General features: G+C 66.3%; 22 protein-coding genes and 1 pseudogene. 9 read left to right on the top strand and 14 right to left on the bottom strand.

What is annotated here, in order from left to right:
• Nucleotides 1-22: 22 nt before the first annotated feature.
• On the top strand, nucleotides 23-700 hold the full coding sequence (locus N825_RS21140) for a LuxR C-terminal-related transcriptional regulator (protein WP_037456691.1): 678 nt from the start codon (nucleotides 23-25) through the stop codon (nucleotides 698-700).
• A 26-nt stretch (nucleotides 701-726) separates the two neighbouring features.
• On the opposite strand, the gene N825_RS21135 is transcribed toward N825_RS21140, so the two are convergent.
• The 5 genes from N825_RS21135 to N825_RS21115 form a co-directional block, all read right to left on the bottom strand.
• A complete protein-coding gene (locus N825_RS21135) occupies nucleotides 727-1,485 on the bottom strand; it encodes an SDR family NAD(P)-dependent oxidoreductase (protein ID WP_037456689.1) in 759 nt (252 codons plus the stop codon).
• Nucleotides 1,482-2,378, bottom strand: coding sequence for a PCC domain-containing protein (locus tag N825_RS21130; RefSeq protein WP_084164937.1), 897 nt, complete (start codon nucleotides 2,376-2,378; stop codon nucleotides 1,482-1,484). Before N825_RS21130 ends, N825_RS21135 begins: the two co-directional genes overlap by 4 nt.
• A gap of 4 nt (nucleotides 2,379-2,382) precedes the next feature.
• Nucleotides 2,383-3,399: a DctP family TRAP transporter solute-binding subunit gene (locus tag N825_RS21125; RefSeq protein WP_198038800.1), complete on the bottom strand. Its 1,017-nt coding sequence runs from the start codon at nucleotides 3,397-3,399 to the stop codon at nucleotides 2,383-2,385.
• Nucleotides 3,400-3,465: 66 nt separating this feature from the next.
• Complete coding sequence (locus N825_RS21120; protein ID WP_037456686.1) at nucleotides 3,466-4,797, bottom strand: TRAP transporter large permease; 1,332 nt, start codon at nucleotides 4,795-4,797, stop codon at nucleotides 3,466-3,468.
• Nucleotides 4,790-5,302, bottom strand: a complete 513-nt coding sequence (locus N825_RS21115) for a TRAP transporter small permease (protein ID WP_051512707.1) — start codon at nucleotides 5,300-5,302, stop codon at nucleotides 4,790-4,792. The genes N825_RS21120 and N825_RS21115 overlap by 8 nt, the downstream gene beginning before the upstream one ends.
• 232 nt (nucleotides 5,303-5,534) lie before the next feature.
• Here N825_RS21115 and N825_RS21110 point away from each other — a divergent pair, with 232 nt between their 5' ends.
• From N825_RS21110 to N825_RS21100, 3 genes are read left to right on the top strand one after another with little or no spacing between them, the layout of a single operon-like run.
• Nucleotides 5,535-6,419: an IclR family transcriptional regulator gene (locus N825_RS21110; RefSeq protein ID WP_063833893.1), complete on the top strand. Its 885-nt coding sequence runs from the start codon at nucleotides 5,535-5,537 to the stop codon at nucleotides 6,417-6,419.
• Between the two features lie 4 nt (nucleotides 6,420-6,423).
• Nucleotides 6,424-7,596, top strand: coding sequence for an acetyl-CoA acetyltransferase (locus N825_RS21105; RefSeq protein WP_037456683.1), 1,173 nt, complete (start codon nucleotides 6,424-6,426; stop codon nucleotides 7,594-7,596).
• The gene (locus tag N825_RS21100; protein ID WP_037456680.1) at nucleotides 7,596-9,197 is read left to right on the top strand and encodes an acyl-CoA synthetase; all 1,602 of its coding nucleotides are present in this window, start codon (nucleotides 7,596-7,598) and stop codon (nucleotides 9,195-9,197) included. Before N825_RS21105 ends, N825_RS21100 begins: the two co-directional genes overlap by 1 nt.
• Before the next feature lie 7 nt (nucleotides 9,198-9,204).
• Here N825_RS21100 and N825_RS21095 read toward each other — a convergent pair whose 3' ends face one another.
• The 5 genes from N825_RS21095 to N825_RS21075 form a co-directional block, all read right to left on the bottom strand.
• Nucleotides 9,205-11,853 (bottom strand): MHYT domain-containing protein, encoded by a 2,649-nt coding sequence (locus N825_RS21095; RefSeq protein WP_037456677.1) that lies wholly within the window; start codon nucleotides 11,851-11,853, stop codon nucleotides 9,205-9,207.
• Nucleotides 11,854-11,995: 142 nt separating this feature from the next.
• Nucleotides 11,996-13,564, bottom strand: coding sequence for a DHA2 family efflux MFS transporter permease subunit (locus N825_RS21090; RefSeq protein WP_037456675.1), 1,569 nt, complete (start codon nucleotides 13,562-13,564; stop codon nucleotides 11,996-11,998).
• Nucleotides 13,557-14,795, bottom strand: coding sequence for an HlyD family secretion protein (locus tag N825_RS21085; RefSeq protein ID WP_037456671.1), 1,239 nt, complete (start codon nucleotides 14,793-14,795; stop codon nucleotides 13,557-13,559). Before N825_RS21085 ends, N825_RS21090 begins: the two co-directional genes overlap by 8 nt.
• A gap of 132 nt (nucleotides 14,796-14,927) precedes the next feature.
• The gene (locus tag N825_RS21080; RefSeq protein WP_037456667.1) at nucleotides 14,928-15,701 is read right to left on the bottom strand and encodes a terminase small subunit; all 774 of its coding nucleotides are present in this window, start codon (nucleotides 15,699-15,701) and stop codon (nucleotides 14,928-14,930) included.
• Between the two features lie 292 nt (nucleotides 15,702-15,993).
• Nucleotides 15,994-16,827, bottom strand: a complete 834-nt coding sequence (locus N825_RS21075) for an alpha/beta fold hydrolase (protein ID WP_063833901.1) — start codon at nucleotides 16,825-16,827, stop codon at nucleotides 15,994-15,996.
• A gap of 607 nt (nucleotides 16,828-17,434) precedes the next feature.
• Between N825_RS21075 and N825_RS21070 the strand changes: the two genes are divergently transcribed.
• Entirely contained in the window at nucleotides 17,435-17,818 is a 384-nt protein-coding gene (locus tag N825_RS21070; protein WP_037456852.1) for a nuclear transport factor 2 family protein, read from the top strand.
• A gap of 591 nt (nucleotides 17,819-18,409) precedes the next feature.
• Here N825_RS21070 and N825_RS40415 read toward each other — a convergent pair.
• Both N825_RS40415 and N825_RS21065 read right to left on the bottom strand, forming a co-directional pair.
• A pseudogene (locus N825_RS40415) lies at nucleotides 18,410-18,559 on the bottom strand (zinc-binding dehydrogenase); the annotation flags it as partial.
• A 15-nt stretch (nucleotides 18,560-18,574) separates the two neighbouring features.
• Complete coding sequence (locus N825_RS21065; RefSeq protein WP_245613188.1) at nucleotides 18,575-19,423, bottom strand: NADP-dependent oxidoreductase; 849 nt, start codon at nucleotides 19,421-19,423, stop codon at nucleotides 18,575-18,577.
• Between the two features lie 90 nt (nucleotides 19,424-19,513).
• Here N825_RS21065 and N825_RS21060 point away from each other — a divergent pair, with 90 nt between their 5' ends.
• Nucleotides 19,514-20,065, top strand: coding sequence for a TetR/AcrR family transcriptional regulator (locus N825_RS21060; protein WP_037456665.1), 552 nt, complete (start codon nucleotides 19,514-19,516; stop codon nucleotides 20,063-20,065).
• 191 nt (nucleotides 20,066-20,256) lie between these two features.
• Nucleotides 20,257-20,808, top strand: coding sequence for a DUF2087 domain-containing protein (locus tag N825_RS21055; protein WP_037456663.1), 552 nt, complete (start codon nucleotides 20,257-20,259; stop codon nucleotides 20,806-20,808).
• A 76-nt stretch (nucleotides 20,809-20,884) separates the two neighbouring features.
• Here the strand turns inward: N825_RS21055 and N825_RS39055 are convergent, their stop codons facing one another.
• Complete coding sequence (locus N825_RS39055; protein ID WP_157619462.1) at nucleotides 20,885-21,064, bottom strand: hypothetical protein; 180 nt, start codon at nucleotides 21,062-21,064, stop codon at nucleotides 20,885-20,887.
• Between the two features lie 159 nt (nucleotides 21,065-21,223).
• On the opposite strand from N825_RS39055, the gene N825_RS21050 reads away from it, so the two are divergent.
• Entirely contained in the window at nucleotides 21,224-22,351 is a 1,128-nt protein-coding gene (locus N825_RS21050) for a THUMP domain-containing class I SAM-dependent RNA methyltransferase (RefSeq protein ID WP_037456660.1), read from the top strand.
• An 88-nt stretch (nucleotides 22,352-22,439) separates the two neighbouring features.
• Nucleotides 22,440-23,078 carry a DUF1003 domain-containing protein gene (locus N825_RS21045; protein ID WP_084164935.1) on the top strand — a complete coding sequence of 213 codons (639 nt, stop codon included), beginning with the start codon at nucleotides 22,440-22,442 and terminating at the stop codon, nucleotides 23,076-23,078.
• A 22-nt stretch (nucleotides 23,079-23,100) separates the two neighbouring features.
• Here N825_RS21045 and N825_RS21040 read toward each other — a convergent pair whose 3' ends face one another.
• Entirely contained in the window at nucleotides 23,101-25,365 is a 2,265-nt protein-coding gene (locus N825_RS21040; RefSeq protein ID WP_037456655.1) for a xanthine dehydrogenase family protein molybdopterin-binding subunit, read from the bottom strand.
• Nucleotides 25,366-25,372: the final 7 nt, after the last annotated feature.

Raw genomic sequence — 25,372 nt, 5'->3', positions numbered from 1 at the left:
CTTTTTTTGGAGAGACACTGCCATGACCTCGTCCCGCACCGTTCTGATCGAATCCAACCGGCTGTTCCGTGAGGGCCTGAAGCATCTCCTGGCCGGCACCCAATTCGAAGTCGGCGCGGAGTTCAACACGATGGATCTGGCGATCGAAAGCGCCGTCACCGATGGCAACGCACCGGCCTTGGTGATCACCGGCCAGGCCATCAAGGAAGCCTCCGACCTTCAGCGGCTTCGCGATGTCCATCCCGCCGCCCGCATCGTCATCCTGGCCGACGAGGTCTCGGTCGACACGTTGCGCCAAGCGCTGGGTGGCGGCGCCGATGGTTTCCTGATCAAGAACGTTTCGCCCGAGGCGCTGGTCCAGTCGCTGCACCTGATCATGCTCGGCGAGAAGGTGTTCCCGACCAACCTCGCCGCGATGCTGCTGGACATCGGCAGCGCGCCGTCGCCGCTCAATTCCGTTCGCGGCCTGACCTCGCGCGAGCGGGAAATCCTCCAGTCCCTGGTGACCGGCGCCAGCAACAAACTGATCGCCAATCGGCTCGGCATCACCGAGGCGACCGTCAAGGTCCACCTGAAGACCCTGCTGCGCAAGATCGACGTCAACAACCGCACCCAGGCCGCCATCTGGGCCATGAACAACGGCTTCTCGGGCGAGGACGCGGCCGCCCCGACGCGCCACCTGCAGGTGATTTCCGCCTGATCGGCTAGGTTCCACCTCTCGGGGATCTACCCTTCGGGGGCGAGCAGGCCGCTCGCGACGAAACCGCCGTCGACCGCCAGTGTCTGGCCAGTCACATAGCTGGCGCGGCGGTCGTCGAGCAGGAACGAGATGGTGCTCGCGATCTCGTCCGGCATGCCATACCGGCGCATCGGCACCGTCCGGTGCCAGCCCTCCCTGATCTCGGGCGTGTGGACGGCGGCCACGAGGGGCGTCTCGATCGGTCCCGGCGCCACCGTGTTGACGCGGATCGCGTGCGGCGCCAGTTCCACCGCCATCACCTTCGTCATCGCGATGACGGCACCTTTGGACGCGCCATAGGCGGTGCGGCCGATGTTGCCGATCATGCCGGATACCGACGCGATGTTGACGATCGCGCCGCCTCCCGTTTCCCGCATCGCCAGCGCAGCCGCGCGGGAAACCAGGAACGCGCCAATCACATTGACCTCGTGGATCTGGCGGAACAGGTCGGGCGTGGTGTCGAAGAACGGGATGTCGCGGCCGAAGCCGGCCGAATTGACGACACCGCCAATCGGCCCGAACGACGACGCGGTGTCGGCGACCAGGGTGTCGACCGCCTCCTCGCTGGTGACGTCCAATTCTACCAGTCGCAACTGGTCGGCGGCGGCGGAGAGTTTTCCGCGCGCGTCGTCCAGCGCCGCCGGATTCCGGTCGGCGGCGACCACCCGCCATCCCTCCTCCAGCAGCAGGCGGGTGGTGGCGAGGCCGATGCCGGACGCCCCGCCGGTGACGATGGCCGTCCTCATGCTTCCTCCACGTGGATCTCGAAGGTGACACAGACGGAATTGCGGCCGGGGATCAGCCGCCCCTCGTGGATGACGCCCGCCATGTCGACCATGGCGATCTCCAGCGTGACCGCTCCGTCGGCCTGGACATGGCCCCGGGTGATGAGGATCTCGCTGGCGTGGGAGCCGACGATCCGACCATCCCCGAACTCGGCCCCAACCAGCGATCCGATGCCGCGGACCGTCGCGGAGCCGATCCCGTGCCGGCGGCACAGGGTTTCGACCGCTTCGCAGATGTCCTCGTTCGGGCGGACGCGGGCGAGGACGGCCGACGGCTTTCCCTTGGCTTCCTCGGCTCCGACAGGGTGGAACAGGGTGAAGTTGGTTTCCGAATCGGGTTCCGCCAGGAAATTGGCGTCGGTCAGGCCCCAGGCGCGGGCGGTGACGGGTTCCGCAATCACCGTCTCGAACGGCATCATGTGACCGGCGCGGCGCGAGCCGTCCGGCTCGATCCAGACGCCGTGGCAGTGGATGAATGGCGAGTCCTCGCGCAGCCCGACGCTGACGCTCGCGCGCTCGATCCGGGTCAGCCCCTCGATCACGTGGGGCTGACTGTAATACGCCGCGTGCTTGCCATCCGACGAGGCGGCCGGTAGCACATAGGTGAAGGGCCCGAGGGCACCACCCTCGATCTCGACCACGGCGCCCTGGATCCCGGCATCGAGCAGAGGGCCGGTGATCGCCTCGTTGATGGTCAGGCCCGGCTTCAGCGTGAAAGCCAGCTGTTTGGACCGTCCAGCGCGGCTCTCGACTCGTTCCGGGCCGATAGGCCCGGGATGCGTCAGCGTGCGTCTAGCCGTTTTGGCGGCAGGTGTGGGACTAGGTGCTGGGCCGGGTGCTGGGATCGAGGGCATCGCTTCAGTTCGTCCCGGCGCTGTCGGCCGCTTTCTGGAACGCGGCGGCCAGATCGGGGCCGACCTTGGTCGCCCAGGTGTCGAACGCCCCCTTCGTCGCGTCCTTGAACGCCTTGCGCTCGTCGTCCGTCGGCTCGTAGACCTGCATGCCCTTGCCGCGCAGGAACTCGAGGCCCTTTTCGGTCTCCTCGCGGGTCAGGTCGCGCTGGTAGGTCATGGCCTGCTCGGCCGCCGTCCTCACCCGCGCGCGGGTCGCTTCGTCCCAGCTTTCCCAACGCTTCTTGGAAACACCGAGGAAGACCGGATCGTAGGAATAGTGCCACGTCGTCAGGTACTTCTGGACCTCGTAAACCCGCTGCGGAATGATCACCGCGCCGATCGGGTTCTCCTGGCCGTCGACCACGCCCTGCTGGAGGGCTGAGAAGGTCTCCACCCACTGCATCTGCTGCGGGTTGGCGCCCAGCGCGTTCATCACGTCGATGTACATCGGGCCGGCGACGCGCATCTTCAGGCCCTTGAGGTCGGCCGGCGACTTGATCGGCCGGACGTTGTTGGTGACCTCGCGGAAGCCGTTCTCACCCCAGGCCAGCACGACGATGCCGTGCTTCTCCATGATCCCGGTCAGCATCTCGCCCGGCTGCCCGCTGGTCGCGGCGTCCACTTGGCCATAGGACGAGAACAGGTAGGGCAGCGAGAACGCCGCCATCTCCGGAACGAGCGGCGTCACGTTGATGGCCGACGTGATGACGAAGTCCAGCGCGCCCCGCCCGACCATCTCCGCCTGCTTCATCTGATCGCCGCCGGTCAGCGTGGCGTTGGGGAACAGGCGGACGGAGTCCTTGCCGCCGGACGCCTCCTTCATCAATTCGCCGAACCGCTCGCCACCCTTGTGCCAAGTGGTCGCGTCCGAGGTGTTGTGCGACAGCCGGAACGTCTCCGCCGAGGCGGCGCCGGCGAAGCCGAACCCGAGCACCGCGGAGAACGCCACCGCCTTCAGGGCGTGGGTCAATTTCATCGTCATTATCTTGCTCCTCCCAAAGATCTTGTCGTTACGCCGGGGCCTTGGCGCCCCAGTCACTTCATAGGGTCATTTCATATAGGCCAGCACGAACTGCGAGAACCACGGAAAGATCGACAGGATGGTCAGGCCGATCAGGCTCGTGAACAGGAACGGGATGGCGCCGATGGCGATGCGTTCCAGCGACAGTCGGGTGATGTTGGCGGCGACGAACAGGTTGATGCCAACCGGCGGCGTGAACAGGCCGATCGAGAGGTTGACCATCAGGATCACGCCGAACCAGACCGGGTCCCAGCCCAACTCCTTGACCACCGGCAGGAAGATCGGCAGCGTGATGAACATGATCGTGATCGCGTCCATGAACATGCCGGCGATCAGCAGGATCACGGCGATGACCGCCAGGATGACCCACTCGTTGTGGCTGAGGCCGAGCAGCAGGGTCGAGTATTGGCCGACCACGTCGTCCACCGTGACCACCCAGCCGAACAGGCTGGCGAAGGCGACCACCAGCATGACGACCGCCGACGAGGCGCTGGCGTCGGCCAGGGCCGAGAACAACACCTTGGGCGTCAGGGTCCGGTAGATCACGACGCCGACGAACATGGCATAGACGGTGGCGATGATCGCGGCCTCGGTCGGCGTGAAGATGCCGCCATAGATGCCGCCCAGGATGACGACCGGCGTCAGCAGGCCCCAGATGGCGTCGACGAAGGCGCGCCACAGGCGGGAGAAATACGGCAGGTGGGCGTGGGGTTGCGCCATCAGCCCGGTTCCCGCTGCGCTGCTGGCGGCCAGCGCCTTGGCCCGGCCGCGCGCCGCGTAGGGCAGCGTCGCCAGCATCAGGATGCCCATGATCAGGCCGGGGACGATGGCGGCCAGGAACAGGTCGGAGATCGAGGTCTCGGCGATGACGCCGTAGATCACCAGCCCAATCGACGGCGGGATGACGATCGACAGGGCGGCCCCGGTGCAGACCAGCGCCGCCGAGAAGGCTTTGGGATAGCCGTCGTCGACCATGCTCTTGATGATCAGCGGCCCGATCGCCGCGACCGAGGCCGGGCCGGACCCGCTGACCGCTCCCCAGAACAGGCAGACGACGGTGCCGACGACGCCCATGCCGCCGGGCAGCCCGCCGATCAGCACCCGGAAGAATTGGATCATGCGCTCCGCGATGCCGACGACGCCCATCAGCGCGCCGGCCAGGATGAAGAACGGCACAGCCAGCAAGGAATACTTGGTGATCCCGGTCGTGATCAGATCGCCGACCATCTCCAGGCCGAAGCCCAGTTGCCACATGGCGAAGATGGCGGAAAGCCCCAGCGCGAAGGCGACCGGCAGCTTCAGGAACAGCAGCAGGAAGAACGCCAGCAGCATCTGCGTGCCGACACCGATCTCAGACATGGCTCCCTCCGACCCCGGTTCCGGGCATCGCCATGGGCGGGTCCGCCAACTCCCGCACCGCCCTTCCCGCCTGCTGGATGAAGCGGACCATGACCAGGACGAAGGCGACCGGAACGGCCGCCGTGTAGTACCAGGCCGGAACCTGGAGCGCGTAGGACAGCATGCCGTTGGACAGCTGGTTCGACACCAGTTCAGCCGTGAACCAGGCGGAGGCGCCCAGCAGCACGCAGCCGAGCGCCGTCGAGATCACGATCATCGCGATCTTGCCGCGCCGGGGCAGCAGGTCATGGATGATGGTGACGGCCAGATGATCGCCCCGCTTGGCCGCGATCGCAGCACCCAGCACGGTCAGCAGCAGGAAACCATTGATCAGCAGTTCCTCGGTCGACGCCAGGGAATGGTTGGACAGGTATCGGACCGTGACATTGGCGAAACCCAGCAGGGTCATCGCCATGAAGATCAGGCCGCAGAGCGCTTCCTCGATATTGTCGATGAGGGCTCGCATTGTTCTTGATCGCCTCCCTGTGCATCGTCGCCTTCGACACGGGAGGCCGGCTCCGTCACAAGGTCCATGATATGGACCGCTATTCGGGGCGCCGGTCCATGTCGTGGACCCGAATTTCTTGTTCGCGGGGCGAAGGATATTGATCTTCGCGCGGATTACAATATCCTTCCGCCTCATCGGGCTCGATAAAAACAAACGCAGGTCTACAATATGGATCGCCGGAGGAAAGCCTGTGAGGGAGCGTGACGTCGTCCAGGCGGACTTCAGCGGTGCCCAGAGCGTCGACCGCGCGCTCCGCCTGCTGACGCTGATCGGGCGCCATGGCGATATCGGAATGCCGCTGTCCCGCATCGTCGAGGAGAGCAAGCTCAACAAGCCGACCGCGCGGCGCCTCGTCATGGCGCTGATGCGCGCCGGTCTCGTTTCCCAGGATCCGGAGACCCGGCGCTACTTCCTCGGCGAGGAAACATACGTGCTCGGAACCCTGGCGGCGCGACGCTACGGCATCCACCAGCTGGCGATGGGCAACCTCGTCCGCATCGCCGAGGTGTCGGAGGAGAGCGCCTTCCTGTCGGTGCGGCGCGACACGTGGTCGGTCTGCCTACATCGCGAGGAGGGAGCCTACCCGATCCGCACCCATATCCTGAACGCTGGCGACCGCTATCCGCTGGGCCTGGGCGCCGGTTCGCTGGCCCTGCTGGCGGCGCTGGACGACGACGACGCCGACGCGGTGATCGAGGCGAACCGACAGGTCGTGGCCGAACGCTATCCGCGGTTCCCCTACGACGACTTGCGGGCTACCCTGGCCTTGACCCGCGAGCGGGGCTACGCGGTCAATCCCGGCCTGATCTTGCCAAGCTCGTGGGGGATCGGCGTGGCGGTGATGGGGCCGGACGGCCGCCCCGCCGGCGCGCTCAGCATCGCGGCCATCGCCAGTCGGCTACCGGAGGATCGCCAGCCGGTCCTGGCGCTCCTGCTCCAGCGGGAGGCGCGCCTGCTGGAGGCGAAACTGGCCAACCAGACGGACCCCGCCGGCGGGCCGCGCCGGGCGCAACGCCGCGCCTCGGCCGAACCTCCGGCGGCGAAGACCAGACAGAAGATCAGCATAGGGAGATGAGACCATGACGGGACAAGCGAGAATCGTCGGCTGGGCGCACACCGTGTTCGGCAAGTCGGACGCCCCCGACACCGAGGCGCTGATGGCGCAGGTCACCGGTGCCGCGCTCGAACACGCCGGCGTCGACGCCGGGGATGTCGACGGCATCTATGTCGGCGTCATGAACAACGGCTTCTCCAAGCAGGACTTCCAGGCGTCGCTGGTGGCGCTGGCCGACGAGAAGCTGGCCCACGTGCCGGCGACCCGGCTGGAGAACGCCTGCTCGACCGGTTCGGCGGCGCTCTACAGCGCGCTGGATTTCGTCGAGTCAGGCCGCGGCCGCATCGCCTTGGTGGTCGGCGCCGAGAAGATGACGGCGACGCCGGGCGTCCAGATCGGCGACATCCTGCTAGGCGCCAGCTACCACCGCGAGGAGGCCAGCGTCGAGGGCGGTTTCGCCGGCATCTTCGGCCGGATCACGCAGAACTACTTCCAACGCTATGGCGACCGGTCGGAGGAACTGGCCCGGATCGCGGCCAAGAACCACGCCAACGGCATGGGCAATCCCTACGCCCACATGCGGAAGGACTTCGGCTTCGAGTTCTGCAACACGGTGTCGGACAAGAACCCGTATGTCGCGGCACCGCTGCGGCGGACCGACTGCTCGCTGGTGTCCGACGGCGCCGCGGCGCTGGTGATCGCCGACGCCGAGACGGCCGAGGGGCTGGAGCGGGCCATCGCCTTCCGGGCGCGCCGCCACGTCAACGACTTCCTGCCGCTGTCGCGCCGCGACCCGACCGCCTTCGAGGGCGCCCGCATGGCCTGGAGGAAGGCGCTGGACCAGTCCGGCCTGACGCTGGACGACCTCAGCCTGGTCGAGACGCATGACTGCTTCACCATCGCCGAGATGATCGAGTACGAGGCGATGGGGCTGGCCGAGCCGGGCCAGGGTTACCGCGTCGTCCGCGACGGCACCACCGCCAAGGGCGGCAAGCTGCCGGTCAACGCGTCGGGCGGGCTCAAGTCCAAGGGGCACCCGATCGGGGCGACCGGCGTCTCGATGCATGTGATGGCGGCGCTCCAGCTGATGAACGAGGCCGAGGGCATGCAGGTGCCGGACGCCAAGCTGGCCGGCGTCTTCAACATGGGCGGCGCCGCCGTCGCCAACTACGTCTCGATCCTCGAACGGGTCAAGTGATGTCCGCCCAAGCCGGAACCGTCCTCGGCGGCGTGGCGCCACAGACCACGCGGGTCATGAACCTGTACAACTTCCTGAACCAGGCGGCCCGCCGGCACGGGCCGGATCTCGGCTTCGTCTGGGGCGACAAGGCGTGGACCTGGGCCGACATGCGGCGGCGGGTCGACGCCATGGCGGTGGCGCTGGCCAGGCTCGGCGTCGCCAAGGGCGACCGCGTGCTGGTGCAGTCGAAGAACTGCAATCAGATGTTCGAGTCCATGTTCGCCTGCTTCAAGCTGGGCGCCGTGTGGGTTCCAACCAACTACCGGCAGACGCCGGACGAGGTGGCCTATCTGGCGAAGGCCAGCGGCGCCACCACGATGATCTGCCACGCCGACTTCCCGGACCATATCGCCGCCTGCCGGGCCGCATCCCCGGAGCTGGCCCGCGTCATCACGATCGGGGCGCTGGACGGCCACGACGAGTACGACGCGCTGGTGGCCAGTCACGACGGCGAGAGCGCCCCCGCCGCCGGGGTCGAGCGGGACGACCCGTGCTGGTTCTTCTTCACCTCCGGCACGACCGGCCGCCCCAAGGCCGCCGTGCTGACACATGGGCAGATGGCCTTCGTCATCACCAACCACCTGTGCGACCTGATGCCGGGCACCACCAACGCGGATGTCTCGCTGGTGGTGGCGCCGCTGTCCCACGGGGCCGGCATCCACCAGCTGGTCCAGGTGGCGCGGGCGGTCAAGACGATCCTGCCGACCTCGGAGCGGCTGGATGTCGAGCAGGTCTGGTCGCTGGTGGCGCTGTGGCGCGTGTCCAACATCTTCACGGTGCCGACCATCCTGAAGATGCTGACCGAGCATGAGTCGGTCGACCGCTACGACCATTCCTCGTTGCGGCACGTGATCTACGCCGGCGCTCCGATGTACCGGGCCGACCAGAAGCACGCCCTGCGGAAGCTGGGCCGGGTGCTGGTCCAGTATTTCGGGTTGGGGGAGGTGACGGGCAACATCACGGTGCTGCCCTGCCACCTGCACGAGGAGGAGGATGGCGACGCCGCGCGGATCGGCACCTGCGGCTTCGAGCGGACCGGCATCCAGGTCTCGATCCAGGACGACGCCGGCGAGGAGGTCGAAGCCGGCCAGACCGGCGAGATCTGCGTCTGCGGTCCCGCCGTGTTCGCCGGCTACTACGACAACCCGGAGGCTAACGCCAAGTCGTTCCGGAACGGCTGGTTCCGGACCGGCGACCTGGGTCATGTCGACGCCGAGGGCTTCCTGTACATCACGGGCCGCGCGTCCGACATGTACATCTCGGGCGGCTCCAACATCTACCCGCGGGAGATCGAGGAGAAGATCCTGATGCACCCGGACCTGGCGGAGGTCGCCGTGCTGGGCGTGCCCGACCCGACGTGGGGCGAGGTCGGCGTCGCGGTCTGCGTGCCTCGACCGGGGGCCGAGGTCACCGAGGAGGGCCTGTTGCGGTGGCTGGACGGCAAGTTCGCCCGCTACAAGATGCCGAAGCGCGTCGTCTTCTGGGAGGAGTTGCCGAAATCCGCCTACGGCAAGATCACCAAGAAGATGGTCCGCGAGGAGCTTGAGCGCCGGGGCTGATCGCGCGTCAGACGGCACCCCGGATCCCGTCGGCCGCCGTCAGCGCCGAGCGGAGCTTCTCAGCCAGCTGCTCCAGGGTGAAGGACCTGACCAGGAAGCCGTCGATCGGGTAGTCGGTCGGCACCACCGCCACGCCGGACGACACCAGGATGACCCGGACGCCGAAGTCGCGGTGGAGGCGCCGGCCGGTCTCGACACCGTCCTGGCTGTCCACCGGCCCGGCGTCGACCAGGGCCACGAGACAGTGGCCAAGCGAGGCCGCCGCCACCGCCTCCTCCCGCGAGGCGGCGATTTCACAGTGGCCGAACCCGGCGTTGCCGACCAGCGCCGCCAGCTTCTCCCGGTTGATCGGATCGGGATCGACGACCAGGATCTCGCTGCTGTCGGCGGGAGCTGGGCGGCGTTCCGCCAGCCCCGCGGCGATCTCGCCCAGCAGGGTCTCGTCGGGGTAGGGCTTGGTCAGGTGGCGGAAACGATGGTTCGCCTCCAGGCGTCCAGCACCGGAACCGGCGCTCGACCCGGAGGTCAGGATGACGCCCATCCCCGGATATCGGGCCGTCAGCAGCTCCGCCAGTTCCAGCCCACTGATATGGCCCATGTGGAGGTCGGTGATCAGCAGATCCATCTTGTCGAGGTCGGGCATCTGGAGGGCCTGCTCGGCGTTCTCGCAGTCCAGGACCACGAAACCCCGCTCGCGCAGCAGGGTCGCCGTCGCGTAGCGGACCGCCAGATCGTCCTCCACCAGCAGGATCGAGCCGGGCTGGGCGGTGGGCTCGGCCTGGGCATCCCGGGTCCGCGCCGGCATGGGGACGGCGGTGGTGCGGGGCAGGAGGATGCGGACCGTGGTCCCCTCCCCTTTCGCGCTGTCGATGTCCAGGTCACCGCCGAACTGGCGGGCGAAGCCGAAGACCATGCTGAGACCGAGCCCGGTGCCCTTGCCGCTGGCCTTGGTTGTGAAGAACGGCTCGGCGGCGCGCGCCACCACGTCGGGCGGCATGCCGACCCCGGTGTCGGTCAGGATCAGCGACACGTAATCCCCATCGGGCAGGTGGCTGGAGCCGGGATAGACCCGCTTGACCGTCTCGTTGCCGCTGGCGATCCGGATGGTTCCGCCGCCCGGCATCGCGTCGCGGGCGTTGACCACCAAGTTGAGGAGCGCCGCCTCCAGCATGCCGCGGTCCGCCATGCAGGGCCACAGATCATCCGACAGGTCCAGGTCGACGCTGACCTGTGACGAGAGGGACATCTTGATGAACTGGTCGATGCCCCGGACCACGGCGTTGAGGTCCAGCGGTTCGGGCTCGACCTTTTGCTGGCGGGCGAAGGCCAGGAGCTGCTTGGTGAGGCTGTTGCCATGGGCCAGGGCCTGTTGGGCCAGCCGAAGATGCTCCAGCAGATCGCTGGACGGCAGCCGACGCTCGACCGTCTCCAGGTTCAGCGACACCGCCGTCAGCAGGTTGTTGTAATCGTGCGCCACGCCGCTGGCCATCTGGCCCAGCGCCTCCAGCCGCTGGAACTGGTTGAGGCGGGTCTCGATGCGCTGCCGTTCCGTCAGGTCGCGGGCGCTGATCACGATCGCCCAGCCGCTGTCCGGATCGTCCACCTTGACCGCCCGGCACTCGCACGGGATGTGGGCTCCGGATTTCGCCAGGATGCGGCATTGGATGGTCGAGGGATGGTTGCCAACCTCCGCCTCCAGCAGCCAGCCCCGCACCATCGCGCGATCCTCGGCGGGCAACAGATCGATGAACTTGTGGCCGGTCAGTTCACCCGGCGCGTAACCCAGCGGCCGCTGGGCCGACATGACCTCGCCGATGAAGCGGCCATGGCTGTCGAGCGGCGAGATCAGGTCGGACGACAGCCTGAGCAGGTCGCGGAACCGCTTGACCCGGCCGGCGGCCTCATTCGACCGACGCTCGACCTCCTCCGCGTGGTTGCGGTCCAGGCGCGAGGCGAACAGGACCAGCAGGAGCGCCGCCGACAAGGTCGCGAAGATGGCGAACGCCAGCAATGAGACGGGGATGGGCGCCGCCGCGTGGTCGGCGCCGTGAGGCTCGGCCATCACCATCCGGCACGCCGCCATGGCGGTGTAGTGCATGCTGCTGACCGCGATGCCCATGACGACCGCGCCCGCCGCCGCCAGCCAGGGACTGGGCGACGGCTTGAAGGCGATGAACAGCGCGGCGGTCGACAGCACCACGGCCAGCACGACCGCCAGCCCCGCCAGGAAAGGGTCGTGGGTGATGGTCGCGTCCATCCGCATCGCCAGCATGCCCAGGAAGTGCATGACGATGACCCCAGTGCCGACCACCGCGCCGCCGGCCAGCAGCGCCACGGCGGAATCGCGCCACGCCAGCGCCACGGTGAACCCGACCCAGGTCACCACGATAGGCAGGATCAGGGAGACGAACGTCCACCAGAAGTCATAGGTGACGCTCATCGGCATCCGCATCGCCAGCATGCCGATGAAGTGCATCGACCAGATGCCACCCCCGGCCGCTATGGCCGCAGCGGCGATCCACACCGACCTCATGGAGCCTGACGCGGTACGGGCCCTCAGACAGATGTCATAGGAGATGAAGGACGCGAACACCGCGATCGCTATGGAGATCGCGACGATCCCATAATCGTATTCGAAGGTGATCGCCTGTGGCATCAGGAATGGATCCGGCGCAGTTAGACTACTTGAAAGATAGGAACAAGTTAGTCTTAACGCAGCCGGAGCGGGATTGTTTCAGATCCCATACCAGTATCTTGCGCGGGGCTTCGCCGCTTTCAAGCTCACCGCCTTCGCCGTCTCACTCCATCGCCACGCTGTGATCGACCGCGGTTGGGCTGGCCGGTTTCCGCAGCAGCAGCACCAGTGGCATGACGACCAGCGAGAGGATCATCAGCAGCTTGAAGTCGTCGATGTAGCCGATGATCGTCGCTTGCTCCGTGATCAGGCCGTCGAGCGCCGCGCGGCCCACCGGCGTCGTGGGGTCCAGCGCCTGGTGGACGACCGGATTGTCGAACAGGCGGTTGAACGGTGTCACGTGGCTGGCGATGTCGGCGTGGTTGGCCTGGACGTTCTCGGTCAACAGGGCGGTGACGATCGAGATGCCGACGGCGGAGCCGATGTTGCGCGACAGGTTGTACAGCCCCGTCCCTTCGCCCCGTTTCTCCGGCGGCAGGGTGGCGAAGGTCACCGTCGTCAGCGGCACGAACAGGAAGCCCAGCCCGGCGCCCTGGATGAAGCCGACATGGACGATGGTCCATTGCGACACGTCGGGCGTCCACCCTGTCATGTCGTACATCGCCCAGGCGGTCATGCCGAGACCGGTCAGCAGCAGCCAGCGCGTGTCGACCCGCCCGATCAGCTTGCCGACCAGGAACATGCAGACCATGGTCCCCATGCCACGCGGCCCCATCACCATGCCGGCCGTCACCACCGGATAGCCCATCAAGCCTTGCAGGTAGGGTGTCATCAGCGCCAGCGAGGCCAGATAGGTGATGCCGACCACGAAGATGAAGAGCATTCCGACCGCGAAGTTGCGGTCCAGGAACATCCTGGGATCGACGAACGAGGTCTTGCCGACCGACCCGGCGGTGAAGGTGTGCGCCAGGAAGAGATAGAAGGCGGAGGCCGCGACCACGCTCTCGATCAGGATCTCGCCCGAGTTGAACCAGTCCAACTGCTCGCCCCGGTCCAGGAAGAGCTGGAGCGAGGCGATCGACAGGCTGAGCAGGCCGAATCCCATCCAGTCCAGCTTGGCCGACAGGTCGCTCTTGGTCTCGACCACGAAGGCCGAGACGCCGGCCAGCGCCAGCGCGCCGATCGGCACGTTGATGTAGAAGACCCAGCGCCAGCTGACATGATCGGTCAGCCAGCCGCCGATCACCGGCCCCAGCACCGGACCGACCATGACCGAGACGCCGAACAGCGCCATGGCGGAGCCGCGCTCCTCGGCGGAGTAGATGTCGAGCAGGATCGATTGCGACAGCGGCACCAGCGCCGCGCCGAAGAAGCCTTGCAGCAGCCGGAACACGACGATCTGCATGAGTGATTGCGACAAACCGCACAGGACGGAGGCGACGACGAACCCGACGATCGACACCGACAGGATGCGCTTGCGGCCGAACCGCGTCGCCAGATAGCCCGACGGCGGCGTCATGATCGCGGCCGCCACGATGTAGGAGGTCAGCACCCAGTTGATCTGGTCGGCGCTGGCCGCGACGCTGCCCTGGATATAGGGCAAGGCGACGTTGGCGATGGTGGTGTCCAGCGCCTGCATGATCACCGCGAGGATCACGCAGGCGGTGATGGCGCCGCGGTTCTTGACCGGCGTCGGCACGGCCGGGGTCGCCGCGGCGGTGGTGCTAGACATGGCTGGCGCCGAATAGACCGGTCAGGAACTCCGGCACGCCGCGGGCGTGGTTGGTGTCGACACCGACTGTGACGCTCATGCCGACCCGCAGCGGAGGACGGTCGGCGGTCTGGTCCGCTGGAGTGTCGATGCGGATGCGCATGGGGATGCGCTGGACCACCTTGACCCAGTTGCCCGACGTGTTCTGGGCGGGCAGCAGGGAGAAGCTGGCTCCCGACGCCGGGCTGACGCTGTCAACCGTGCCGTTCCACTCGACGCCGGGATATGTGTCGACCGAGATCGCCACGGGTTGCCCCGGCCGCACGTGGGTCAGTTCGGTTTCCTTCGGCGAGGCGTCGATCCAGACATGGTCGGTGGCGACCAGGCTGAAGGCGGCGGAGGCGGAGGACAGATACTGCCCGACCTGGAGCGACGGCACCTTGGTGACGACACCGGCCATGGGCGCCAGGACGGTGGTGTGGGACAGTTGCCGCGCCATCTCGTCCCGCGCGGCGACGGCGTCCTTGAAGCGCGGATGTTGTTCGACCGGCGCGTCGGGATCGCCATTGAGGCTGGCCGCGATTCCGGCGAGCCGCTGCTTGAGCGACGAGATCCTAAGCTCGGCCGTCTGGACATTGTGCCGGGACACGTCGAAGGTCGCCCGAGAGGCGAAGTTGCTGCTGGCGAGCTGCCGCTGCCGGTCCAGGTCGGTGTTGTAGAACGCGAGGTCCGACTGGGCCTGCTCGATCTGGGCCTGCATGTCGCGGTAGCTGGCCCGCAGCGCCGACAGGTCGTTGCGGACGATGCCGATCTGGGCCTCGGCGCGGGCCAGGGAGAGCCGGTACGGCTGGTCATCCAGGCGGAACAGCACGTCGCCGGCCTTGACCACCTGGTTCTCGTGGACCGCGATCTCCTTGACGATGCCGGAAACGTCGGTCGCGATGCCGACCATGTCGGCCTGCACATAGGCATTGTCGGTCGACATGATCCTGCCGCCCGTGACGTATTCGTAACCGCCCGCCACCAGGGCCACCGGCAACAGCGCGAACAGGACGGGGCGCAGCCAGCGCCGCCTGGGCTTGGCCGGCGTCTCCAGGGTGGCGGTGGCGGCCGCCCGCGGGGTGGCGGTGGGACCGGGAGCGGGGTTGGGTTTTAGGTTGGGGGCCGGGGTCACGCGGTCCTGGACCGGGATCGTCGGCTTGGCGCCACCGTCCCGCGCTTCGGGTTCTCTCAGCATTCTCGCTTCAGCCATTGTCGGAAGGTTCCTGAACAGGCGCCGATTGCCCCGCCGTTCATAAGCAAGCATATAATAAGCACGCTTTCTAGATGCCGCAAGGGAGGGCGTAGGCGGAATTTCGCGGTGGCTCGGCGGGGTGTGGCTGGTTCAGGCGGCGGTGGCTGGCTTGCGGGCGGGCGTGAGGCTGGGCTTGGGACAGGGCTTGAGGCGGTTGGGGTCGAGGAGCGAGGAGAACTCCGCGGTGACCCGGTCGATCGCGCCGGAAAGGTCGGCCAAGGTCAGTCCACCATGCGGGCCGCCGTGGGGAGCCGGGTTCGGGGCTGGGATCAGGGGAAAATCCGCTGGAAGGTCATCATAGGTCATCATCCCAGTGCTTTGGTCATGCTCGGCGGCGGGCGGCTCGGGAGTTTCGGGGACGTAGCCGGGGCGGTAGCGGATGGGATCAAGATCCTCATCGGGGTCGCCGGGAAGATCCTCCAAATCGGCGTCGGGGTGCGGGTGGCTGTCGAGCGCGCCGTGATGGTGATGGTCGATCCGCTTGTCCTGGATGACACCGCGCAGCCTGAGGCGGAATTCGATGGCGCGAAGGGCCAGAGCCGGGCGTTTGCTTTCGAAGGCGTCCTCGATCACCCAGCCGACCTGCTCGTCCGCCTCATCCAGGTAAGCCTGATGCGCGGTCCGCCGCGCGGCCCTGATCTCGTCGATCCGCACGCGGATTTCCGGCTGGCGCATCAGGAAGGCACCGCGCTGTTTCGCGCCACTGGCCGAATACCCCGCCATCCTGGCCGCCTCCGCTCCTCCGACGCCGAACGACATGGCCTCGCAAAACTCCTCCTGGCGGGTGGTCAGAAGGGGCCGCTTGGGGACGGCGGCGGTGTGGGTCTCGTTGGTGGGTGCGGCGGCGGGAGGCGGGGTCTTCATGGCGGGCGCCTTGGGCTGATAGGAATGGTTTTTGATTATTATCCTAAATTTGAGACGCATTGCAATGATTTCGATCAGGGTGGCGGAGGATCGGGGCAAAACAGCCGGTGTTTTTCCCGCCCGGCCCTTTAGGTCATGCCTGCCAAGCGAAATACTGGATCGCAGGATCATGAATGACCAACCGACACCAGTGAGCGCAAACTCACCGAGGACGATAACTGGTATGATAGCGGCAGCAACGTGATGCTGAACGTCGACGCCACCTATGGAGGGACGCCGCAGACATGACTTGTCAGGCGGAATCCAGATGAGGCGACGGGAGTTGCACGCCGGTTGGCAGGGATCTGGCCAAAACCTCGATCAACTTTCGTGGCGCGCTGATATGCGGCAAATGCCCATCGGTATCGAGGATTTCCAACACGCTGCCGCGGATATGGTCATGCATGTACTGCGCGACCTCCAAAGGAACCGCCGCATCTCGTCTGGTCTGAATGATGATCGTGGGAACCTTGACCTCGGCAAGACGATCGCGCAAATCCGATCGCATGATCATGGTCAGGATCGACAGCGCGATGTCAGGCTGTATATTGAGCAGACTGCGGGCGAGATCAATCGAAGTGGGATTTTCCCCGCCATCCGCAGCAATCATCCTTGAGAAGCTATCGACCCAAAGCCGGTAGTTTTCAATCAACGGTTCCAGCATGGCTCCGATTCCATCTGGTGTAAAACCGCCGACGTATCCAGGTCGGTTCAGGTACGATGGCGAAGAGCCGATGAGTACCAGTCGCTCGATTGGTGTGGGATGCGCAAGGCTGGCCAACACACCAATCATCCCGGCTACCGAATGGCCTACAAAGCTGCATTTTTTGACCTGCGCGATCGACATGACCGTCAGCAGATCTTCAGCGAAACTTTCAAGCGAAGCATATGAAACCGCATCATAGTAATATGAGTTCGTTGGAACCGAACCGACCATGTCATAGGTGACGACCGCGTAATGTTCCTCAAGCCACGGCCTCAATTTGGACCATGCGGATTGGTTGGTCCCAAACCCATGCCCCAGCACAACCACCTCATCTCCTTTACCAGAAACCTGAACGCCAAATTTATCAAATTTTTTGCTCATGGCGACCTCCCCAGTCAAATTGACAGAGACCGATTGAGTTTCATTGATCTGTATCATGTAACTGAGTTGGTGGCGACATCCACCTAGAAAGGACATCAATAAGAAAGTGGACGAGGGATCAATATCTTCGGTCAGTTTCCGGGCCTGGCAAAACCTGCCGGTCTTGAAGGCGGAACGACACAGTACCATACGGCTGAACGGGCCGGCGGTTCACTCAACGTCATGCCCCGCCAGGGAAGCTGAAGTGGCGCTTCAAGCTCTCAAGGTATTTATTCGATCGTTGACCGCCGCTCTGTTGTCGGTGGTTGTGAGGGGGCACGGCGGAACATCCGCGCGGGAGCCTCGCTCCAACCGATCGGGTCGGTCCGGTCAGGGTTGAAATCGGATTGCCACCGCTTGGCCACCCTAACGGGGCCAGCCGCTCACCCACGCTCGATGGTGAGGTCCGCGATGGCTGGGGGGCGCTGTTGGCGGAAAGGATCGGGCGATTTTCACTTTAAACCCAATCGTGCGGGTGGAGATCATTTCGTACTGGTCGTCAGCGAAGCGGAGTGAGGTACTGTTCTGATGGGGTTCGTAAGACGCCCCCTGTCACGTGGAGGACGACATGCCCGATCTGGAACGCAACAAGGCGACCGTGATTGCCTTCTACGAATTGATGTTCAACGACTGTGAGCCACGGGAGGCGATCGAGAGATATGCCGGTGCCGACTACGTCCAGCACAATCCGCATGTGGCGACCGGCAAGGCTGGCTTCATCGAATATTTCGAGCGTATGGCGCAGGAGTGGCCGGGTAAGCGCGTGGAGATCAAGCGGGCGCTGGCCGAGGACGATTTCGTCGTCCTGCATTGCCTCCAGCGCTGGCCCGGCGATCATGACTATGCCGCGATCGATATCTTCCGGCTCGATGATGATGGCCGGATCGTCGAGCACTGGGATGTGCTGCAAGTCATGCCTGAAGGCTCGGCCAACCCGAACGGCATGTTCTGAGGCGTACTGGAATGATTTGTTGGTGGGTGAACGGTCAGGCGGCGCTCCCGCATGGTGGTTATTTGGACCGAGTCGGATAGCCGCCGATTCTGTGAGGACTGGGGACCTTCCTGCTCGATGGGTCCCCGGATCATGTCCTTTGAGTGCCGACTTTGTGTGAGTCGTGGCCTGACCCAGGGCATCAATCCTCCAGTATCGTCAGACCCGGACTTGATCCCTTGAGCGCTGACCGAAGGACGCCGCATACGCTTCGCGGGCTTCATCCGCTTTTTTTCGTCATGACCGGACTTGATCCGGTCATCTCCTGGCTTCGGCTGAAGTGGAAACTTCAATGTGGAGTTGGGATTCCACCAAGCGATCTCCCGATGACAGATACCCGGATCAAGTCCGGGTATGACGGAGAGGGGAGCGGGAGACCCCAAGATGGCGCCTGTGGAATCAAATCCGGGCCTGACGAAAGGGGAGTGCGGGGCTTTAAGTTAGCGACCATGTGATCATGTCTGAAGATCCCGGTTATTTGACGCGGATTGCGGCGGAGAAGTTTGGCTAAGTCCTTAGGCTTGCCCTCCGTCATCCCCGATGTTCCTCGCCTCATTCGACCGTGAGGACGATCTTGCCTTGGATGTGGCCTTTGGCAGCTCGTTCGTGTGCCTCGCGGGCGGCGGCGAGGGGGTAGGTGCTGTCCAGGACGACGCGGATCGTTCCGTCATCGAGCAGGCGTCCGACTTCGGCCAACTGGGCCCCGCTTGAGCGGACTTAGGTCGCCGAGACGGTGACGCCCAGCTTTTCGGCGTCTCCCGCGTCGGTGAAGCCGAGGGGGAAGATGGGGAACAGGGCGCCGCCGCGCTTCAGCGTGCGCAGGAAGCGTCCGGTGGTCGGGCCGCCCAGGGCGTCGATGACGAGGTCGATGTCGCGCGCGACATCCTCGGGTGGGGTTTTGGTGTAGTCGATGAAGTCGGCGGCGCCGAGGTCGCGCAGCAGGGATTCATGCTTGCCCGACACCACGGCGATGACATCGGCGCCCTTCAGCTTCGCGATCTGCACCGCGAAGTGTCCCACCCCGCCGGCGGCGCCGTTCACCAGGACGGTTTTGCCGGCGAGCGGCACCGGCTGGTGTCGGTTTGGCTGAAGCGGGTTCGGCTCGTCGTGGCCGAGTTCGATCATGAATTGCCACGCGGTCAGCAGCGACATCGGCGCTCCCGCCGCGTGCGGGTGGTCGATGCCGGCCGGTTTGGGCGCCATTTCCGACGCCGGCACGCTGACGTACTCGGCATAGGCCTTGCTGGGTCCGAAGCTGGGGAACCGGACCATGGAATAGACCTCGTCGCCGATGGCGAAGCCCGCGACATCGTCGGCGACCGCCGCGACCACACCCGAAACATCCGTTCCCAGGATCACCGGGAAGGGCACCTCGGGCCGCCACTCCGGCGGCAGCATCCTGTAACCGTCGCGCAGGTACCAGTCGGGAGGATTGACGCCGATCGCGCGGACGCGGACGAGAACCTCGCCGGACATCAGCTCGGGGATCGGCGCGTCCTCGTAGCGCAGGACCTCAGGGCCGCCGAACGCGTGCTGGCGAACGGCCTTCATCGTGCTTGCCGGCATGGCTTCATCCTTCCGTGGAAATAGGATATGGTTAGCGGAGCGGTGCTCCTGATATAAGTGGAGCACTGCTCCGCTTGTCAAGATGAGCCCATGCGAGCAGACGCCAAAAAGAATTACGACCACCTTCTCGCGGTCGCGCGCGATGTCGTGACTGAACAAGGCGCCGACGCGTCGCTCCGCGACATCGCCCGCAAGGCCGACGTTGGGCTGGGCACGCTGTACCGTCACTTCCCGACGCGGGAGGCTTTGCTCGAGGCCTTGCTGCGGGCGAGCTTCGACGAGTTGACGCGGAAGGCGGGCGAGCTTGAAACAAAAGGCTCGCCCGATGAGGCGCTGCTGGTCTGGTTTCGCGAGGCGGTCTCGGTCTCCCACAATTTCAGCGGCGTCATCGCGTTGATGGTCGCCGCCATCGCGGACCCAGAGTCGGCTCTTCATGCCTCCTGCGTCACGATGCGGTCGGCGGGCACGCGGCTGCTTGTCCGCGCCCAGGCGGAGGGATTGGCGCGGACCGATATCGATGGCGTCGACCTGTTCGCGCTGGTCGGGGCGCTCTCGTGGGTTGGCGACCAGCCCTCGTTGGAGCCCCGCGCGGGACATCTGTTCGATGTCATCGCCAGCGCCATCCTGCCAAATCGGCGCTGATCGATTGATGTTGAAACGGGAATGCCGCGGCTCTAGAAAAGGGGCGGGTCCGCAGTTCACCCAGGCGTCACCGTCCCGCGAGGGAAGCTAAACCTGCTTAGTCCCAAGGACCGACACCAAACCTCGTGCCGTGTCGCAAGCCGGTGACCACGACCTCTCCGTCAGGGGAAGGCACTGTGGAGGATTGGTTGATGTCCAGAACACCCCTGCCCCTGATGGCGAGCGATATTTCCGCGTTCGCCAAATCGCTTAGGGGCCAACTCGCCGGGCTCACGGCAGCACCCAGCCATGTCGAATTGCTCAACATGCTGGCGCGGTCGACCGGATACAGGAACTTCCAGCATTTCCGCGCCCAAGCCATCGCGTGCGGGCGGCTTGAGGAGCAAGCCTCCCCGGATGGCTTGGAGCCAGTGGATTATCGCCGGGTGGAACGCGTCGCCGGTCACTTCGACCAGAACGCCATCTTACTGCGGTGGCCCGCGCGGCGGTCGCATCAGGATCTGTGCCTGTGGGAAATGTGGTCGCGGTTCGAGGCCGGGCGGAGCTATGGCGAGAAGGCTGTCAACGCCGTCCTGGAGGCTCGGCACGGCTTTGGTGATCACGCCTTGCTGCGTCGCGAGCTGTGCGACGCTGGTCTGCTCTCCCGGACGCGCGACGGACGGGACTATCGGCGGGTCGAGGTCAAGCCCTCCACCGAGGGTGCCGCCCTGATCCGCCATCTGGCGGGACGGGGCGGCCTGTGATGTGTGATTGGGGCGAGGTGTGACCTAAGCGGCGCTGGGCGGTGGAGTGGAGACCACCGCCCAGCGCCAATAGGCGTCAGCCGCCGTTGGGGGCGGTGGACGTCGCCGTGCTCGTGGTCGTCTGCGCCGTTTGGGTCGTCGTCGTTCCATTGGCCTTGACGCTCTGGGACCAGGCGCATCCGCCTTCCCCAGCGAGGGCGGGTCCCGCCACCGAGGCGGCGAGAAGGAGGGCTGTCGCGGCAATCACTGTACGCATCTTCGGGAACTCCTACGATGTTACGATCACCCCAAGCGAGTTGTGGCCGCCGGTGCCATGTTCAAGGGGTGCCATGTTCAAGGGGCGATTGACGGTCTCGCTGGATGGTGCGGCGAGAAAGATGTCGATGGCTGGGCGTCCAGGCGATATGTAGGCGGGATGGAACCTGACGGCGATATCGAAATCTTCCTCGTGGCCTCCCCCGGCCTGGAATCCGTGCTGTGCGAAGAGGCTTTGGCCCGCGGCTTTCGCGACCCCACGGTGATCAAGGGCGGCGTGACGATCCGGGGTGGCTGGCCGGAGGTCTGGCGGGCGAACCTGGAACTGCGCGGCGCCAGCCGCATCCTGGCGCGCGTCGCCGAATTCCGGGCCTTCCATCTGGCCCAGCTCGACAAGCGCGCCCGCAAGGTCGACTGGGGCGCCATCCTGCGTCCGGACGTGCCCGTGCGGGTCGAGGCGGCCTGCAAGGGTTCGCGCATCTATCACGCGGGTGCGGCGGCGCAGCGGATCGAGACGGCGATCCGGGAGGAATTGGGGGCGCCCATCTCGGATGACGCCGAGGTTCAGGTCAAGGTGCGGATCGACGACGACTTGTGCACCATCAGCGTCGACACCTCCGGCGAGTCCCTGCATAAGCGCAACCACAAGGAAGCCGTCAACAAGGCGCCGATCCGGGAGACGCTGGCCTCCCTGTTCCTGCGGCGCTGCGGCTATGACGGCGGCGAGCCGGTGGTCGATCCGATGTGCGGGTCGGGCACCTTCGTGATCGAGGCGGCGGAGATCGCGGCCGGGCTCAATCCCGGACGGTCGCGGCGCTTCGCCTTCGAACTGCTGGCGGGCTTCGACGAGGCGGCTTGGGCGGCGATGCGCGGTGCCGGGGGTGAGGGCGTCGATCCAGCCCAGATCACGTTCCGGTTTTACGGCAGCGACCGCGACGCCGGCGCCATCGCGATGAGCCGGGCCAACGCGGAGCGCGCCGGGATCGCCGGGTTGACGGAGTTCCGGCAGCACTCGATCAGCGACCTCGTCCCGCCCGACGGCCCTCCCGGTCTGGTCATCTGCAACCCGCCTTATGGCAATCGGGTGGGTGACAAGAACAGCCTGTATCCTCTCTACGGAGCGTTCGGGCGGACTCTGCTGTCGCGTTTCGCCGGCTGGAGGGTGGGAATGGTGACGAGCGAGCGGGGGCTCGCCGCCGCCACCGGCCTGCCCTTCGCGCCGCCGACGGCCCCCATCTCCCATGGCGGCGTTCGCATCATGCTATTCACCACGGAAGCTCTCGCCTGACGGGAACGCAGCGGAACCCGCGCCGGTTGTAGCGTCGTCCCACCCGGGAGTACCGCCGGGCTCATGGGGACGGCATGGGGAGCGGCGCATGGACGGAAGTGGCGAGCGGGTTGACGGCAGCGTGACGGGCGGTAGCGCGGCGGGCGGTGGCGTCGTGGGTGCTGGTGGGGAAGCGGCTGGGAGGAAGGGGCCGACCTACCCGCCGCCGACGGCGCGGGGTATGAGTTCGGCGTTGGAGCGCAACATCCAGGCGTTGCGAAACCGCCGAGAGCGTGACGAGGCGGAGGCGACCCTGCAGGAGCGGATCGCGGAGGCGATCACCCGCTTCACCGGCAGCATGACGTTCGTCTACCTTCATCTGGCGACGTTCGGATCGTGGATCGTCGCCAACCTGGGTTGGATCCCCGGCGTGCCCCAATGGGATCCGTCCTTCGTCGTGCTGGCGATGATCGCCTCGGTGGAGGCCATCTTCCTGTCCACCTTCGTGCTGATCAGCCAGAACCGCATGGCGGCGTCGGCGGACAAGAGGGCCGACCTGGATCTCCAGATCAGCCTTCTCGCCGAGTACGAGGTCACCAAGCTCGCCACCCTGATGGCGGCCATCGCCGACCGCCTGGGCGTGGAGACGTCGATGGACGCCGAGTTGGACGAGATCCAGCGCGATGTCGCCCCGGGGGCGGTGCTGGACGAAATCGAGGCCTCCAACTCCGCGCCGGCGGGCGGCTGACGCGGGGTTGGATCGGTTCGGATCAGACGCCCGACAATCTCGTCTTCGAGATGGGCAGGCTCCTGATCCGCTGGTTGCCGAACGCCGCGATGGCGTTGGCCACGGCGGGCGGCACGCCGGGAAGGCCCGGTTCGCCGACGCCGCCCATCGGCGAGCCGCTCTCCACGATGCGGACATGCACCGCCGGCATGTGATCGCGGCGGAGGATCGGATAGCTGTCGTAGTTGCTCGATTGGCGGACGCCGTCCTGGTAGACGACCTGCTCGAACAGGGCTGACGACAGCCCGAGGGCGGCCGCTGATTCGACCTGGGCCTTGACGATCGCCGGGTTGACGATGCTGCCAGGGTCGATCGCGATCCAAAGATTGTGGACGCGGGCCTCGCCGCCGTCGATCGAGACCTCGGCGATGGTGGCGGTCTCCGAGCCGAAAGGCGAGGCCATGGCGACGCCACGCGCCCGCTTGCCACCTTTCCCATTTCCGTCAGGCGCGTCGTAGGGACCACGCCTCCAGCCGCCGGACAGGTCGGCGACGGCCTGGAGCAGGGCCTTGTGGCGCGGCTTGTCCTTCAGCAGGTCCATGCGCAAGGCGAAGGGGTCCTTGCCGCCGGCCTCGGCGATCTCGTCCAGGAAGCCCTCGTAGAAGAAGTCGTTCATGGAATGGCCGACCGAGCGCCAGAACGCGATGTTGACCGGGTGCGCGACCTTGACGAACTCCATCCCCCGGTTGGCGATGGCGTAGGGCTTCTCGATGATGCCCTCCACGGCGGAGCTGTCGAGCGGACTTTTGAAGACCGCGCCGAACCAGCGGCCGATCGGTCCCTCGCCCACCGTGCGGACCTCGATCGCGGTCGGGTGGCCCTGGGCGTCCAAGGCGGCGCGGAAGCGGCTATGGCTGAGCGGCCGCAAGGCGTCGTTCAGGAACTCCTCCTCGCGCGACCACAGCACCTTGACCGGCCTGCCCGTCGCCTTGGCCAGCAGGATCGCCTGCGGGAACGGGTTCGCCGTCATGTACATGAAGTGCCGGCCGAAGAAGCCGCCCAGCAGGGGCGAGTGGATCGTCACCCGATCCGGCTGGAGACCGGCGGTCTTCGCTGCCATCGCCTGGAACAGCTCGGGCATCTGGTTGGGCAGCCAGACCTCAAGGTCACCCTTGGAATTGAACCGGGCGATCGACGAGGGTGGCTCAAGCTGGGCGTGGGCCAAATAGGGGGCGTCGTAGTCGGCCCCGATGATCTTGGCGGCCTTCGCGAAGGCGGCGGCGGTATCGCCCTCCGTCTCGGCGGACAGGCCCTTGCCGGTCGCGGATTTGAGGGCCGCGAGCATTCCATCGGACGAGAAATCGGCGGCGATCGTCTCCAATCCGGAGGGCGCCGGTTTTGACCAGCGGACCTCCAACGCCTCGACCGCCTTGCGGGCGCGGTACCAGCTATCGGCGGTGACCGCGACCGCTCCGGGCAAGGTGTGGACGGCGTGAACGCCGGGCATTGCCTTGACGGCGGACTCGTTCCCGAAGCCCTCCGGCTCCGTCCCGAAATGGGTGGCGTGCCGGACGGCGGCGTAAAGCATGCCGTCAACCTTCTGGTCGATCGCGTAGACGGCCTTGCCGGTCGACTTGTCGCGCACGTCGAGCCGCGCGACCGGTTTCCTGATGTAGCGGAAGGTGGCGGGGTCGCGGAGCGGCACGTCCTCGCGCGGCTTCAGCGTCAGGGCGTCGGCGGCGAGATCGGCGTAGGCGAGCGAGCGGCCCGAGGATGCGTGGATGACCCGGCCGTCCTCGGTCGCCAGCTCGCCATCCTGGACCTTGAGCCGGGCGGCGGCGGCGCGGATCAGCATCTCGCGGGCGGTGGCGCCAAGCCGGCGCATGACGGCGTAGCTGGAGCGGGTGGAGAAGCTGCCTCCCGTCAGGCGCAGCCCGTTGACGATGGCGTAGTCCGGTCCCGGAGGGGCGCATTCGACGACGAAGCGGGCGGGATCTACGTCCAACTCCTCGCCGACGATCTGCGCCAGCGTGGTGTTGATCCCCTGCCCGCCCTCGATGAATGGGCTGAGCAGCTTGACGGTGCCGTCGGCGTTGATCTCCAGAAAGGCGGGCACCCGCGTGCCCGGCTTGGGCGCCACGGCCCCCATGCCTTCGGCCTGCCCGCGGGCGAAGCCGGTCGGCAGCAGCACGCCAAGCACAAGGGCGCCGGCGCCGACCCCCAGGCTGGCACCGAGGAAGCCGCGGCGGGATAGGTTGGCGATGGCCGGGGTATGGGGTTGGGTGGTGTTGGGGAACAGGTGGTTCATGGCGCGC

It is taken from the genome of Skermanella stibiiresistens SB22 (genome assembly GCF_000576635.1).
Classification (GTDB): Bacteria; Pseudomonadota; Alphaproteobacteria; order Azospirillales; family Azospirillaceae; genus Skermanella; species Skermanella stibiiresistens.
This window is presented reverse-complemented; position numbering and strand designations above follow the sequence as displayed.